The 15,780-nt window shown below is 68.6% G+C and carries 10 protein-coding genes; 4 read left to right on the top strand and 6 right to left on the bottom strand.

The window, feature by feature from the left end; genetic code table 11:
- Window positions 1–18 precede the first annotated feature (18 nt).
- Together lgt and AOZ06_RS43325 are read left to right on the top strand one after the other, a co-directional pair.
- Window positions 19–1,098, top strand: coding sequence for a prolipoprotein diacylglyceryl transferase (gene lgt, locus AOZ06_RS43330; protein WP_054294681.1), 1,080 nt, complete (start codon window positions 19–21; stop codon window positions 1,096–1,098).
- A 78-nt stretch (window positions 1,099–1,176) separates the two neighbouring features.
- Window positions 1,177–1,530 (top strand): effector-associated constant component EACC1, encoded by a 354-nt coding sequence (locus tag AOZ06_RS43325; RefSeq protein ID WP_054294680.1) that lies wholly within the window; start codon window positions 1,177–1,179, stop codon window positions 1,528–1,530.
- A 74-nt stretch (window positions 1,531–1,604) separates the two neighbouring features.
- Here the strand turns inward: AOZ06_RS43325 and AOZ06_RS43320 are convergent, their stop codons facing one another.
- The 6 genes from AOZ06_RS43320 to AOZ06_RS58645 are packed head-to-tail and all read right to left on the bottom strand — an operon-like array spanning window position 1,605 to window position 9,445.
- A complete protein-coding gene (locus AOZ06_RS43320; RefSeq protein WP_054294679.1) occupies window positions 1,605–2,675 on the bottom strand; it encodes an NAD(P)H-dependent amine dehydrogenase family protein in 1,071 nt (356 codons plus the stop codon).
- On the bottom strand, window positions 2,672–3,460 hold the full coding sequence (locus tag AOZ06_RS43315) for an SDR family oxidoreductase (RefSeq protein WP_054294678.1): 789 nt from the start codon (window positions 3,458–3,460) through the stop codon (window positions 2,672–2,674). Before AOZ06_RS43315 ends, AOZ06_RS43320 begins: the two co-directional genes overlap by 4 nt.
- 24 nt (window positions 3,461–3,484) lie before the next feature.
- Window positions 3,485–6,730 (bottom strand): NACHT domain-containing protein, encoded by a 3,246-nt coding sequence (locus tag AOZ06_RS43310; RefSeq protein ID WP_054294677.1) that lies wholly within the window; start codon window positions 6,728–6,730, stop codon window positions 3,485–3,487.
- 9 nt (window positions 6,731–6,739) lie between these two features.
- The gene (locus tag AOZ06_RS43305) at window positions 6,740–7,507 is read right to left on the bottom strand and encodes an ABC transporter ATP-binding protein (RefSeq protein ID WP_054294676.1); all 768 of its coding nucleotides are present in this window, start codon (window positions 7,505–7,507) and stop codon (window positions 6,740–6,742) included.
- Window position 7,508: 1 nt separating this feature from the next.
- Window positions 7,509–8,513 carry a FecCD family ABC transporter permease gene (locus AOZ06_RS43300; protein WP_054297349.1) on the bottom strand — a complete coding sequence of 335 codons (1,005 nt, stop codon included), beginning with the start codon at window positions 8,511–8,513 and terminating at the stop codon, window positions 7,509–7,511.
- Window positions 8,510–9,445, bottom strand: a complete 936-nt coding sequence (locus AOZ06_RS58645; RefSeq protein WP_054294675.1) for an ABC transporter substrate-binding protein — start codon at window positions 9,443–9,445, stop codon at window positions 8,510–8,512. The genes AOZ06_RS43300 and AOZ06_RS58645 overlap by 4 nt, the downstream gene beginning before the upstream one ends.
- Window positions 9,446–9,722: 277 nt before the next feature.
- Between AOZ06_RS58645 and gltB the strand changes: the two genes are divergently transcribed.
- Window positions 9,723–14,276, top strand: a complete 4,554-nt coding sequence (gene gltB / locus AOZ06_RS43290) for a glutamate synthase large subunit (protein WP_054294674.1) — start codon at window positions 9,723–9,725, stop codon at window positions 14,274–14,276.
- On the top strand, window positions 14,269–15,780 hold the full coding sequence (locus AOZ06_RS43285) for a glutamate synthase subunit beta (protein WP_054294673.1): 1,512 nt from the start codon (window positions 14,269–14,271) through the stop codon (window positions 15,778–15,780). The genes gltB and AOZ06_RS43285 overlap by 8 nt, the downstream gene beginning before the upstream one ends.

The following is a 15,780-nucleotide window of genomic DNA, read 5'->3' as shown; positions in this document are numbered from 1 at the left end:
GCGTTACCGTGTGGCCTCGTGACCGGAGCGACAGTCTTTCTGGCTAACATCCCGAGCCCAGACCGGGGTGTGTGGGAGATCGGCCCGATCCCGATTCGCGCGTACGCGATCTTCATCATCATCGGGATCATCGTGGCGATCTGGTGGGGCGAGAAACGCCTGCAGGCCAGGGGCGGACGCCCCGGTGAGGTAGTGGACATCGCGGTGTACGCGGTGCCGTTCGGCCTGATCGGCGGCCGGCTGTACCACGTGATCACCGACTACCACCGGTATTTCGGCGAGGGCAAGAACCCGATCGACGCGCTGAAGATCTGGGAAGGCGGACTGGGCATCTGGGGCGCGATCGCGCTCGGTGCCGTCGGCGCCTGGCTCGGCGCGAAACGCAAGGGCATCCCGCTGCCGGTGTTCGCCGACGCCGTGGCGCCCGGAATCGTCACCGCCCAGGCGATCGGCCGGATAGGCAACTACTTCAACCAGGAGCTCTACGGCGGTCCGACGACCCTGCCGTGGGGTCTGGAGATCTACCAGCGCGTGAACCCGAACACGGGGATCGCCGACCAGCTCTCCGGTGTCGCGGTCGACCACACCCCGATCGCGATCGTGCACCCGACGTTCCTCTACGAACTGCTGTGGAACCTCGCGGTGGCGCTGCTGGTGGTGTACGTCGACAAGAAGATGCGCCTCGGCCACGGCCGTGCGTTCGCCCTGTACGTCGCCGGGTACACCCTCGGCCGCACGTGGATCGAGCTGATGCGTACCGACGACGCCACGCTCGTGTTCGGCGTCCGGGTGAACGTGTGGGTCTCGATCCTGGTCTTCATCGGCGCGGTCGTGTACTTCATCATGGGCCGCAGCAAGGGCGAACGCGAAGACCTGGCGCTGCTGCGCGGCGACGGCACCCCGCAGGACCCGGCACCGATCGAGGTGTCCGACGACGCGGAAGAGGAAGCCGAAGCGTCCGACACCGACGACGAGGACACGGACGGCAAGAAGGACGACGAGAAAACCGCGAAGGTCCCAGTGGCGGCGGTGGAAGCCAAGGACGGCGACGAGGCCGTGAAGAAGGACGAGCCGGAAGCCGAGCCGAAGAAAGACTGAGCGACAAGGCAACGAAGCGGAAACAGCCCGGCGTGATGCCGGGCTGGTTCGCGTTTCCGGGCGGCTAATGTGTTCCCCATGGCGGAAGAGAACGCGTCGATCACAGTTGACGGCACCGAAGACGATCTGCGCTCGCTCGGGAACTGGCTGCGCGACGAGGACGACCTGCGCGGACGCGTGAAGCTCGACGCGGCACCGATCGAAGAAGGCGAGATGGGCGCCGTCCTGGACGCGGTGGTCGTCCTGCTGACAAGTGCGACGGCGGGCACCCTGATCCGGTCGGTGAAGGACTGGCTGATCGTCACCCGCAACGCAAAGAAGGTGACGTTGAAGCTGACGTCGAAGGACGGCGGCAAACTCGAACTCTCCGTCGGCTCAGCCAAGGACGCCGAAACCGCGCTCGAAGCCGCCCGGAAGTTCCTGGGCGAATAGCAGCGAAGAAGGGAAAGCAGGCACGCGAGCCCGACTCGGCACGAGGTCTGCCACCCGGCGAGGGACAAGAAACTTCAGCGACCCACAAGCCCGCGACCAGTGACAAGAGGAAGGTCAAGAGCGGTGAGAAGACCAGGAGCGGCCTCCACAACCGCAGGGATGGCGTTGACCAGGCGCATCGCGGTCGTCTTCAACCCCGCGGTGTTGTGGTCGCCGTCCGCGGCCATCAATCGCAAGTCGACGGTGATAGTCGGCTCACCCGTGACGATCACGCGGTAGCTGCCGTTCCCGACGGGCTGGGGCCAGTCCGGCGCCAGGTCGGCACGAAGCCGTGTGACGTGCTCGAGGACACAAACCGCCTTGCCGCCGACCACCCCGGCAACTTCGAAGCGCAAAGCAGCGGCCGTCCCGGCTTCGATCGTGCCCGACTTGATCTCGAACGCTTCCGGTGCGGGGACGATCGAGTGGGTCGCGGTGACCGAGTCGAGGGCGACGTCCAGGCCCGCGGCGATCTGCCGGACGACGCTGCCCCACGCGAGTTCGAGCACGCCCGGCTGCAGCAGCAGCGGGGTGTCGCCCGGTTTCGCGCCGAATCCCATGATGTCGAAGAGGACTTTGCGGTTGTCGTACGTCGAGTAGTCCAGGATCTCCTGGCAGCGGACCTCGTCGACGCGTTCGCTGATCCCGGTCAGCAGCAGGGGGAGCGCGTCGTTGGCGAAGCCGGGGTCGATCCCGTTGACCCACAGGGAGGCGTTGCCCTCCGCCGCGGCTGCCTTGATCGGGCCGGACACCTCGTCGGGCACGACGCCGTCGGGGAACTGGAGGAACACGGGTGAGCTCGACACGACGTTGATCCCGGCGCGCAGGATCATGGCGAGGTCGTCCAGCGCTTCGCCGAGCCGGTCGTCGGCCATCGCGGTGTAGACGACGCAGTCGGGTTTCAACGCCAGCAACGCTTCCGCGTCGTTCGTCGCCCGCACCCCCAGGTCACGGCCCAGCCCGGCGAGGTCACCGGCGTCCCGGCCGACTTTGTCCGGTGCGGACACCCAGACGCCCGCGAGTTCGGTGTCCCGTCGGGCATCGATGCCCGCGATCGCGTGGCGGCCGACGTTGCCCGTGCTCCACTGGACGACGCGATAGGTCACAGATCCTCCAAGCCGAGGTCGAGTGTGGGTCGCTCGGTGCCTCCGTCGACCTCGAGCACCTTGCCGGTGACGAACTTCCCGGCCGCGCTGACCAGGTACAGCACTGCCGAGGCGATGTCTTCCGGTTCGCCGATGACGCCGAGCGGGGTCGCCTGTTCCATCTTCGACTTGATCTCCTCGTCCCGCAGCACGATGTCCAGCGCCGAGGTCGCGACCGACCCGACGCAGATGGCGTTGACCCGGACCTTCGGCGCCAGGTCGGTCGCGGCCAGCCGCGTGTAGTGCGAGAGGGCGGCCTTCGCGGTGCCGTACGCGAGGAATCCACGGCCGGACAGGCGTGCCATGGCGGAGGAGATGTTGACGATGGATCCGCCGCCGGATTCCAGCATGAGCGGCACGGCGGCGATGTTCAGCGCGTGTGCGGTGGCGACGTTGAAGTGGAAGGCGTCTTTCAACGCGTCGGGCGTGGTGTGCGTGAACGGCGCGGGCATGGACCCGCCGACGTTGTTCACCACGATGTCCAGCCGCCCGAACTCGTCCTTGGCCGCTGTCGCCAGGTGTGCGACCGCATCGAGGTCGTTGAGGTCGGCTTCGACGGCCAGTGCTCGTCTGCCCGCGGCTTCGACCCGTTCGGCGACCGCCTTGAGCTGGTCGGCCGTGCGCGAGGAGATGACGACGTCAGCACCGGCTTCGGCGAGCGCGACGGCGGTCGCGGCCCCGATTCCCCGTCCGGCGCCGGTCACCACGCCGACGAGCCCGTCCACCCGGAAGCGATCGAGGACCATGAGAAAACTGTAACACGTTCTAGTCTATCGGCCGCCCACCCGGATTCGGGCGGCCTGGCCGGGAACCTGCCGCCAGCGCCGGGCGGTTCTCGCGTCGGGGACGTGCACGGTCGTGTCCTTGGTGCCGATCACCACAGGGCTGAGATGGGCGACCGGTTCGCGGATGTACACCGTCATCAGGTTCGGCAACGCCGAGAGCACGGCCAGGTCGTCGATCTTGTGGCAGTTGAGGTCCAGCACCTGGAGATCGGTCAGGCGGCGCAGCGGTTCGATGGTGGTCACGGGGGCGTAGCTCAGCTGCAGGAACGTCAGGTGTTCGAACAGGGCGAGCGGTTCGAGGTCGGACAGCCACCGTGTGTGGGTGAAGGACAGTTGCCGCAGATGGGGAAGCATCTTGCCCAGCTGGGCCAGTCCGCCGCGGGGGACGTGCCGGCCGATGATCTTGAGGTGGCTCAGGCTGACCACGTCGCGCAGCGGCTCCCACGACGTCATCGCCTTCGGCTTCTCCAGACTGAGCGTGACGAGGTTGTCCAGCGCGGCGAGCGGGCCGAAGTCCCGCACCTCGTCGATGCCGTCCAGCCGCAACTCGACCAGACCGGTCAGCTGCCGGACGAACTCGATGTCGGCCAACCCGTTCAGCTCGATCAGCAGGTGCTTCAACGACTTCAGCTGTGCCAGGACATCCAGCCCGGTCAGGCGGTTGCGCGCCCACAGGGTGAGGAACTCGAGGTCGTGCCGGCCGGACAGCGGTGTCAGGTCCGTGAACGTCCCGTGCGCCCACAACTTGCGGATCGGCGGAAGATCGGCAACCACGTCGAGGCTGTCGGCGTGATTCAGTTGCAGGACGTCGATGTCGCGCAGGCCGTCCACCAGACGGCAGGCGGCGAGTTCCGCCGCGCTGTTGATGAAGGGACGTTCCAGGAACTCGTGCAGGTGCGTGATGACGTGGTCGGCGTACTCCGCTGGGTCGAAGTACGTGCCCATCTCGACGAGCCGCCGCTGTACACGTCCGGGTGCGTTGCGGGCGTACTGGGAAAGCATCCGCAACGCCTCGTCGCCGCCGACGAGCGCGATCGTCTCGACCATGGCTTTCGCCTGGGCCTCAGTCATCCCGGAAAGGTCATGCGGGACGTGCCGCAGCAGCGTGTGGCCGATCGAGGCCAGTGACTTGGCCTCGCTGGATCGACGTGGTGGCACCAGTTTCGTCAGGCAGTCGTCGATGCGGTCCCGCAGGTCCACGTCCAGCGGGCCGGCAGTCTCCAGGCAGGCGGCGGCAAGCAGCCGAAGTGCACGCGCGTTGCGCGGCTCGGCGTCGGCACGGTCGAGCAGCCCGGTCAGCAACTCGTGGCGTACCGGCTTGTTGGCGTGCCCCGCGGCGAGGATGACGGTCTCGCGCCAAGCATCGAGGTGAGCGCGGTCGACGAGCAGTCCGACGTCGCCGTGTTCGGCTGCTTCGGCCCCGGTCAGGTACTCCTGGAAGGTCCGGTGCACGAAGTCGATCCGGTCGACGGCGGGTTGCCGGACGACCCCGCTGCGCTGCACCAAGCTGTCCACGATGGACTCGGCGTTCCCGGCGGGGAGCGCGAGGGTGGCCAGCCGCTCGGCGACCCGTTTGACGGCGTCGGCACGCGTCAGCTCGGTGCGGTTGTTGAGCGACAACCGCCACGCCAGGTACTGCAACAGGTGGATCTTGTTGCGGATGCCCAGCGAAGTGTTGTCGTGGCTGGGAATTCGCCGTTCGACGTCTCGGCGCTCCAGCAGCATGTCCAATGCGGCGGCGTAGATGCCCATCCGGTCGGGAGGCAGCGCGGTGTGCTGGTCGAGGTTCAAGGCACAGAGCAACGCGCACAGCAACGGGCTCGTCGCGAGAGTCTGCAACGGCGTGCTGGTGTCGAGTTTTGCCAGAAGCGCACGTTCGTAGCCGGGCAGTTCGTGGTCCGCGCACGGCAGGTGCCCGGCACCGCGGATGGCCGCGTGCCAGAACGTGATGAGCTCACGGATGTCCTGCGGGCTCATCCGTTCCAAGGACGCGGTCACGAACAGCTCGTTCTGCAGCCAGGCCGGAGCGGCGGCACCTGGCCGCGCGGTCATCACGACCCGGTTGTCGGGATACGTCCGCAGCAGGTTGCGAATCCACTCGCGCACCGCGCCGCGTTCGGACACAGGGAGTTCGTCGACGCCGTCCACCAACAGCAATGCCTGGCCCGCCGCGAGGACGCGGTGTGCCCAGCCGGGCGGCATGAGAGCGGCGAAAGGACAGCCGATGCTGTCCAGGTACTGCTCGGGGTGGGGCAGTCTGCCGCCCGCGTGGCCGCGCAGCCGCACGAAGAACGGGACGAGTCCGTTCCAGTCGGCCAGGTCGGCCTTGAAGGCGTCGCGTGCGGCGGTGATCGCCAGCCACTGCAGCAACGTGGTCTTGCCGGAACCCGGCTCCCCGATCAGGAGCGTGCGACTGGTGTGGGCAAGCGCTTGCTCGACTCGCAGGGAACTGACGTCGGGGAGGTCCTCGTCCGGGACCCGGTCGCTGTCCGAGTGCCGGACGCCCGCGGAAACGGTGAGGCTGACATAGGCGACGCTGAGCGAGGTCTGCGGCCGGAAGTTGCGCGTGTGGACGCCGAAGAGCTCGATGTGGTCCAGCGTCGAGCTGACGTAGGCGAGGTAGCGGCGGAGGAACTCCCCGTCCTGAGCCGTACCGGCCGGCGCGTCCAGCGACCGGGTGGGAAGGCGGTCCATGATCTGTTCGACCTGAACACGCAGCTCGGACAGCCGGCTCAACGACTCGGCGACACCGCGAGGCGTGAAAGAGGCGAGATGGACCGAGATCTGCGTGTAGATCGTGCAGCTCTCGGCCAAGAGCCTGTTGTACAGCGCCTCCCCGGCTTCGCTCAACGGCGGCAGCGCCCGCTCGGCGACGCTGCTGTGCAGATACCGGGCCAGCTTGGCAGGATCGGCATCCACCTCGAAGAACGCCGCATCGGACAGATCAGCCGCGGCGAAGGTGCCGACCACGGCCTCGACAGCCAGGTCACGCTCGGCTTCCGCCAGTCCGCGCCATTCGCCGGAGCAGAACAGTTCCAGCCGTTCGGCGACGGAATCGCACATCGCCTCGATCTCACGCGTGAACTTCCGGCGCTTGTAGTCGTCGAACACCGTCACGTTGACCAGCTCGGACAGCGAACGGGCCCGCTGGTCACGCTGCCGCCGGTCCGACACCACGGCCTGGACAACCGGTTTGATCAGGCTCTGGGCCAGCCGCAGCGCGTCGGTCATGGACCGAATCTACCGGCGTTTCGGCACCACGACTGGAGTTCCGTCCGGCCCGTGCAGCACGTTCAGCCGTGCGTCGTAGTGCCGGGCGAGCACCTCGGCGTCCAGTACGCGCCCCGCGTCCCCCGTTGCCACGACCTCGCCCTTGTCCAGCAGCACCAACTGGTCGGCGTACTGGCCTGCCAGGGTCAGGTCGTGCAGTGTCGAGACCACCGTCGTCCCGTCCTCGGTGCGCAGCCGGTCGACCAGGTCCAGCAACGCCTGCGCGTGCCCGATGTCCAGGCCGGTCGTCGGTTCGTCCAGCAACAGGATTCCCGTCTGCTGGGCCAGCACCCGGGCGAGGACGGCACGCTGCCGCTCACCGCCGGACAACGTCCGCAGCTTGCGTTCCGCCATGGTCGCGAGGTCCAGTCTGCTCAGGACCTGCTGGACCACCGCGAAATCCCGTGGGCCTTCGCGGGCGAGCGTGCCCAGGTGCGGTGTCCGCCCGAGCAGGGCGTACGAGCTCACCGACAGGCCGTCCGGCAACAGCGGGGCTTGCGGGGCGTAGCCGAAAGCCTTGGCGCGTTCCCGTGCGCTGAGGTTCTGCACGGGTTGCTCGTTCCACATCACCGATCCCGTGTACGGGACCAGGCCGGCGATCGCCTTGAGCAATGTGGACTTCCCGGCGCCGTTCGGCCCGATGATCGCCAGCCAGCCACCGCGCGGGATCGACACCGACACACCCGAGACCACCGGCTTTCCCCGGTAGCCCGCGGCCACATCGTCGAGTTCCAGCATGTCAGGACCTGTTCATCCGCAGCACGAGCAGGAAGAAGGGCGCTCCGGTGAACGCCGTGATCACGCCGATCGGCAGTTCCGCCGGCGCGAGCACCGTCCGGGCGATCTCGTCGGCCAGGATCAGGAAAGTCGCGCCGCCCAGCAAGGACAGCGGCAGCACGATCCGGTAGCTCGCGCCCGCCAGCAACCGGACCACGTGCGGCACAACGATTCCGACGAACCCGATGAGCCCGGCCACCGAGACCGCCGCCGCGGTCGCCAGCGACGCGGCGCCCAGCACCAGCAGGCGGACACGCGCCGGTCGGATGCCCAGCGACGCGGCTTCCTCGTCGCCCACGGTCAGAACGTCGAGCAGCCGCGCGCACAACCACAACACCACGCTCGTGACCGCGATGTACGGCAACGTCAGCAGAACTTCGCGCCACCCGGTGGTGTTCAGCCCGCCCAGCATCCACGAGTACACGCGTTGGATGGTGTCGATGTTCGCCTGCTGCACGAACGTCTGCACGGCCGTCAGGAACGACGCCACCGCCACGCCCGCCAGCAACAGCGTCGCCGTGCCGCTCCCGGCCGACTGGCTCAGCGCCCACGAAAGTCCCACACCGCCGAGGGCACCGGCGAACGCCGCCAGCGGCAGAGCGAAACTCCAGCTCGGCGCGGTCACCACGATGACGGTCGCGCCGAGCCCCGCCCCCGCTGCCGCGCCCAGCAGGTACGGATCCGCCAGTGGATTGCGGAACACGCCCTGGAACGCCGCGCCGGAGATCGCCAGCGCGCCGCCGACCAGTGCCGCCAGCACCACCCGTGGCGCCCTGAGGTACCACAGGATCGCCGCTTCCCGTTCCGACAACGGCGAGACGCCACCGGTCAGCTGGGCCCAGATCTCCTGCAGCACCCGCTGGAACCCGAGGCTCTGCACGCCGAGCAGCAGCGAACCGAGTGCGGTCAGCGCGAAGACGCCGAGTGCGATCCCCAGTGCACGGCCGGACAGGCCGGGTGCTTTCAGGCTCCCGCTCGCTTCACCGCGTCCGCTACCTGCTTGACCAGGTCGATGATCCTCGGCCCCCACCGGGAGGCGATGTCGTCGTCCAGCGCGACGATGTTGTTCTTCTGCACTGCCGTCAGCGTCTGCCACTGCGGCCTGGCGCGGACGGTCTCGGCGGTCTGGGCGCAGCATTTGGTGTCCGAGAGGAAGATCAGGTCCGGGTTGGCCTGGAAGAGGGCTTGCTGACCGAGTTGCGGGTACCCGCCGGTCGCCGGGGTGTCCGCCGGGTCGGCCACGTTGACGAGTCCGAACTGGCCGTAGACGCGGCCGATGAACGTCGCCGACGTCGCGCTGTAAAGGTCGGGCCCGAGCTCGTGGTAGTACTTCAACGGCTTGCGCGGGGTGGCGTCGACCGTCTTCTTGATCTCGTCACGCGCCGTGCGGACCACGTCGTCGGCCTGCTGCACCCGGCCGGTCGCCCGGCCGAGCAGTGTCCACTGTGCATACGCCTCGTCGAGCGTCTTGGCTGTCGGCAACAGCAGTACCGGGACCTTCACCGCGGTCAGGCCGCCGACCACGTCGTTCGCGTCGGCCGCGACCACGACCAGGTCGGGGTTCTGCTTGGTGATCGCCTCGACGTTCGGCTTGAAACCGGACAACTGGGTCCGGGGTGCCTCGGCCGGGAAGTTGGACTGGTCGTCCACGGCGACGACCTGCTTGCCCGCGCCGATGGCGTACAGCACCTCGGTGGCGGTCGGGCTCAGCGACACGATCCGCACAGGTTGACGTTCGAGCACGACCTGTTTACCGTCGGGCGCGCTCAGCGTCGCGGGGAACGCGGCCTGGGTGGGCGCGGGCGGCGCGGCCGGTTGCTCTCTGGTGGCGCAGGAGACCAGCGCAAACACGCTCAGTAGCGACAGGAGCGCCGTCGAGAACCGGCGAGAAGAGCTCATTGCAGGCACGCTACCAGGTGGTTTGTCGTATTTCGCGGTAACCCGTACGTCGGTTATGCTTAGCAAGACGAACGATCCCGCCACCGTGGGCACGGCACTGAGGCACTTACATCGTGTCGATCAGTCAAATCGTTACCTGACCCGGCGAATTTCGATCCGCGAGAGTGTTTTTTACGTTTCGTGGCTGTTAAGGTCACGTCAACCAAGCGGGCCATCGGCGTCCCGCGCCCAGAAGAAGGAAACACCTGAGCGCGAGGACGACGAGGGAGGTCTGCTCATGATCTTCTCCGCCATCCCGGGTCCCCAGGGCCTGTACGACCCCACCACCGAGGTGGATTCCTGTGGCGTGGCGATGGTTGCCGACATTCTCGGCAGGCGATCGCACGGCATCGTCTCGGACGGGCTGACAGCACTGGCGAACCTGGAGCACCGCGGCGCGGCCGGGGCGGAACCGACCAGCGGCGACGGCGCCGGCATCCTGGTCCAGCTGCCCGACCGGCTGCTGCGGGCGGTGGCAGGCATCGAACTGCCTGAGGCGGGTGAGTACGCGGCCGGGATCGCATTCCTGCCCGCGGATGCGGCCGAGCGAACCGCCGCGGTCGACCAGATCGGCCGGATCGCGGTGGAGGAGAACCTGACCGTGCTCGGCTGGCGCGATGTCCCGATCGCGCCGGACGCGGCGGACGTGGGACCGACCGCCCGGTCGGTCATGCCCCACTTCGCCATGCTTTTCGTTGCGGGACTTGAGGACGACGCCGGGCGCGTACCGACGGGCATCGAGCTGGACCGGCTGGCGTTCTGCCTGCGCAAGCGCGCCGAGCACGAGAGCAGGGCGGCGGGCAACGGCGTCTACTTCGCCTCGCTGTCGGCGCGCACGATCGTCTACAAGGGAATGCTGACCACCGAGCAGCTGCCGAGGTTCTTCACCGACCTGGTGGACGAGCGGCTGGAGAGCGCGATCGCGCTGGTGCACAGCCGGTTCTCCACCAACACGTTCCCGTCGTGGCCGTTGGCCCACCCGTTCCGGTTCGTCGCGCACAACGGTGAGATCAACACCGTCCGCGGCAACCGCAACCGGATGCGCGCCCGTGAGGCGCTGCTCGAGTCGGATCTCATCACCGGTGACCTGACCAGGTTGTACCCGATCGTGGACCCGGACGGCTCGGACTCGGCGTCCTTCGACGAGGTGCTCGAACTGCTGCACCTCGGTGGCCGCAGCCTGCCGCACGCGGTGCTGATGATGATCCCGGAGGCGTGGGAGAACCACGCCACAATGGACGCTGCGCGCCGCTCGTTCTACCAGTTCCACGCCAGTGTGATGGAGCCGTGGGACGGCCCCGCGTGCGTCACGTTCACCGACGGCACGGTCGTCGGCGCGGTGCTGGACCGCAACGGCCTGCGGCCCGCGCGCTGGTGGCGTACCGCGGACGACCGCGTGGTGCTCGCCAGCGAGACCGGTGTGCTCGACGTGCCACCGGACCAGATCGTGGCCAAGGGCCGCCTCCAGCCGGGCCGGATGTTCCTCGTGGACACCGAGGCGGGCCGGATCGTCGGCGACGACGAGATCAAGTCGGAGCTGGCCGGCGAGCTGCCGTACGACGAGTGGCTGCACGCCGGCCTGCTGGAGCTGTCGGACCTGCCCAACCGCGAGCACGTCGTGCAGACGCACGAGTCGGTGCTGCGCCGTCAGCTGACCTTCGGCTACACCGAGGAAGAGCTCAAGATCCTGCTCACCCCGATGTCGGTCAAGGGTGCCGAGCCGATCGGCTCGATGGGCACGGACACGCCGCCCGCCGCGCTGTCCAAGCGGCCGAGGCTGCTCTACGACTACTTCAAGCAGAACTTCGCCCAGGTCACCAACCCGCCGCTGGACGCGATCCGTGAAGAGCTGGTCACGTCCATGTCCCGGATCATGGGGCCGGAGCAGAACCTGCTCGACCCCGGCCCGCGCACCTGCAGGCACATCCAGCTGCGCTACCCGGTCATCGACAACGACGAGCTGGCCAAGCTGATCCACATCAACGACGACGGGGATCTGCCCGGTTTCGCCTGTACCGTCCTTTCCGGACTGTACGAGGTGGATGGTGGCGGCGTCGCGCTCGCCGCCGCGATCGAGCGGGTCCGCCGTGAGGCGTCCGAGGCGATCGCCGCCGGTGCCCGCACGCTGGTGCTGTCCGACCGGGACTCCGACCACCGGATGGCGCCGATCCCGTCGCTGCTGCTGGTCTCCGCCGTGCACCACCACCTGGTGCGCACGAAGGAGCGGCTGCGGGTCGCGCTGGTCGTGGAAAGCGGTGACGCCCGCGAGGTGCACCACATCGCGCTGCTGCTGGGTTACGGTGCCGCCGCGGTGAACCCGTACCTGGCGTTCGAGTCCATCGAGGACTTGATCAGCGGTGGCGCGATCACCGGCATCGAGCCGAGGGCCGCGATCCGCAACTACGTCGGCGCCCTGGTCAAGGGCGTGCTGAAGATCATGTCCAAGATGGGCATCTCGACGGTCGGCGCGTACACCGCCGCGCAGGTGTTCGAGGCTTTCGGCCTGGCCAAAGACGTCCTGGCCGAATATTTCACGGGTACTTCGTCGAAGCTCGGCGGCGTCGGCCTCGACGTGATCGCCGAGGAGGCGGCGCTGCGCCACCGCCGCGCCCACCCGGAGAACCCGACCGACCGGGTGCACCGGCGGCTGGAAAGCGGCGGCGAGTACGCCTACCGCCGTGAGGGCGAACTGCACCTGTTCACGCCCGAGACCGTCTTCCTGTTGCAGCACGCCACGAAGACGGGCCGCGAGGACGTGTACCGGCAGTACGTGGCCGAGGTCGAGCGGCTCAACCGCGAGGGCGGCGCCCTGCGTGGCCTGTTCAAGCTCAAGACCGGGCAGCGCCCACCGGTTCCGCTCAACGAGGTCGAGCCGATCGAGGCGATCCTCAAGCGGTTCAACACCGGCGCCATGTCGTACGGCTCCATCTCGGCCGAGGCGCACGAGACCATGGCGATCGCGATGAACCGGATCGGTGGCCGGTCCAACACGGGCGAGGGCGGCGAGGACGCGCAGCGCCTCTACGACCCCGAACGCCGGTCGGCGATCAAGCAGGTCGCGAGTGGACGGTTCGGCGTCACCAGCGAGTACCTGGTCAACGCCGACGACATCCAGATCAAGATGGCGCAGGGCGCGAAGCCGGGTGAGGGCGGCCAGCTGCCGCCGAACAAGGTGTACCCGTGGATCGCCCGCACGCGGCACTCCACGGCGGGCGTCGGGCTGATCTCGCCGCCGCCGCACCACGACATCTACTCGATCGAGGACCTGGCACAGCTGATCCACGACCTGAAGAACGCCAACGAGCAGGCCCGCATCCACGTGAAGCTGGTCAGCGAGCTCGGCGTCGGCACGGTCGCGGCGGGTGTCGCCAAGGCGCACGCGGACGTCGTGCTGATCTCCGGCCACGACGGCGGAACCGGTGCCTCGCCGCTGAACTCGTTGAAGCACGCGGGAACGCCGTGGGAGATCGGCCTCGCCGAGACCCACCAGACACTGATGCTCAACGGCCTGCGCGACCGGATCACCGTGCAGGTGGACGGCGCGATGAAGACCGGCAGGGACGTGGTGATCGCCGCGCTGCTCGGTGCCGAGGAGTACGGCTTCGCCACCGCCCCGCTCATCGTCGAGGGCTGCGTGATGATGCGCGTCTGCCACCTGGACACGTGCCCGGTCGGCATCGCCACGCAGAACCCGGTGCTGCGCAAGCGCTACACCGGCAAAGCCGAGCACGTGGTGAACTACTTCCACTTCATCGCGCACGAGGTCCGCGAGCTGTTGGCGGAGCTGGGTTTCCGGACCATCGACGAGGCCGTCGGGCACGCCGAGATGCTGGACGCCGACGACGCCGTCGAGCACTGGAAGGCCAGCGGCCTCGACCTGACGCCGGTGTTCGAGGTCCCGGAGAACACCTACAACAACGCTCCCCGCAAGGTCAGGGAGCAGGACCACGGCCTGGCGCACGCGCTCGACCGCACGCTGATCCAGCTGTCCGAGGCGGCACTGGAGGACGCGCACCCGGTGAAGCTGGAACTGCCGGTGCGCAACGTCAACCGCACGGTCGGCACCCTGCTCGGCTCCGAGGTCACCCGCCGCTACGGCGGTGACGGCCTGCCGGAGGACACGGTCAACGTGACGCTGACCGGGTCGGCAGGGCAGTCGCTCGGCGCGTTCCTGCCGCGCGGCATCACGATCGACATGGTCGGTGACGCCAACGACTACGTCGGCAAGGGCCTGTCCGGTGGGCGGATCGTGGTCCGCCCGCACCCGGACGCGCTGTTCGCCGCCGAGGCGCAGGTGATCGCGGGCAACGTGATCGGCTACGGCGCCACATCGGGCGAGATCCACCTGCGCGGCCGGGTCGGTGAACGGTTCGGCGTGCGCAACTCGGGCGCGGTGATCGTCGCCGAAGGCGTCGGCGATCACGCGTTCGAGTACATGACCGGTGGCCGTGCCGTGGTGCTCGGCCCGACCGGCCGCAACCTCGCGGCCGGGATGTCCGGCGGTGTCGCGTACGTGCTCGACCTGCGGCCCGCCCTGGTCAACACCGAGATGGTGGACCTGCAGCGGCTCAACGCCGACGACCTGGACTGGCTGCGGGAAACCGTGGCACGCCACCACAGGCTGACCGGTTCGGCCGTCGCGGCGTCGCTGCTGGGCGACTGGACGAGGCGCTCGGTGTCGTTCACCAAGGTGATGCCGCGCGACTACGCGCGGGTCCTGGAGGCCATGCGGCTGGCTCGTGCCGAAGGCCGTGACGTCGACGAGGCAGTGATGGAGGCGTCCCGTGGCTGACCCGAACGGTTTCCTTTCCCACAACCGCAAGGACGCGCCGAAGCGGCCGATCGACGACCGGCTCGGCGACTGGCGCGAGGTCTACGAGGCCCTCTCCCCGTCCGAACGCGACACCCAGGTCCGCAAGCAGGCGACCCGCTGCATGGACTGCGGTATCCCGTTCTGCCACTCCGGCACGGCGGGTTGCCCGCTGGGCAACCTGATCCCGGAGTGGAACGACCTGGTCCGCCGCGGCGACTGGGAGCTGGCGAGCGAACGGCTGCACGCGACCAACAACTTCCCCGAGTTCACCGGGAAGTTGTGCCCGGCGCCGTGCGAGTCGGCCTGCGTGCTGTCGATCTCGCCGGACTCCGGTGGCTCGGTCACGATCAAGCGCATCGAGGAGACGATCTCCGAGGTCGCGTGGGACACCAACTCCGTCGCCGCCCGTGTGTCCACTGTGTCCTCCGGCAAGAAGGTCGCGGTCGTCGGCTCCGGACCGGCGGGACTCGCCGCCGCGCAGCAGCTGACCCGCGCTGGCCACGAGGTCACGGTGTTCGAACGGGACGACCGGCTCGGTGGCCTGCTGCGCTACGGCATCCCCGAGTTCAAGATGGAGAAGAAGGTCCTCGACCGGCGGCTGGCGCAGCTGCGGGCCGAAGGCACGAAGTTCGTGACCGGCTGCGAGGTCGGTGGCAGCGGACTGTCCGTCGAGCAACTGCGCGAGTCCTTCGACGCGGTGGTCCTCGCCGTCGGCGCGTTGCGTGGCCGTGACGCGCCGGACATCCCCGGCCGAGAGCTCAAGGGCGTGCACCTGGCCATGGACCACCTGGTCCCGGCCAACCGCGAGTGCGAGGGTGACGGGCCGTCGCCGATCAGCGCCGCGGGCAAGCACGTTCTGGTCATCGGCGGTGGTGACACGGGTGCGGACTGCTACGGCACCGCGACCCGCCAGGGCGCGTTGAGCGTGACGCAACTCGACCAGTACCCGAAGCCGCCGGACGCCAGGGACGACGAGCGTTCGCCGTGGCCGACGTGGCCGGTCGTGCTGCGGACCTACCCGGCGCACGAGGAAGCGGGCGAGCGCCGGTTCGCCGTCGCTGTCGAGCGTTTCGTCGGCGACGACGACGGCAGTGTCCGTTCGGTCGCGTTGCGCACGGTCCGGGTCGAAAAGGACCCCGGAACCGGTATGCGTGTGGTCACGCCGGTGTCCGACGAGGTGGAGACCATCCCGGTGGACCTGGTGCTGCTGGCGATCGGGTTCGAGGGCGTCGAGCACATGCCGTTGCTGGACGGTCTCGGTCTGCGGTTGACCCAGCGCGGCACGCTGTCGTGCGGGCCGGACTGGCAGACCACCGCTCCGGGCGTGTTCGTGTGCGGCGACGCACACCGTGGCGCGTCCCTTGTGGTCTGGGCGATCGCCGAGGGCCGCTCGGTGGCCAACGCGGTCGACGCGTACCTCACGGGCGCGTCGGACCTGCCCGCCCCGGTGCACCCGACCGCATTGCCTCTGGCAGTCGTTTGA

It is taken from the genome of Kibdelosporangium phytohabitans, from assembly GCF_001302585.1.
GTDB lineage: Bacteria > Actinomycetota > Actinomycetes > Mycobacteriales > Pseudonocardiaceae > Kibdelosporangium > Kibdelosporangium phytohabitans.
The sequence above is the reverse complement of the archived record's forward strand: the minus strand, read 5'-3'. Positions and strand labels throughout refer to the sequence as shown.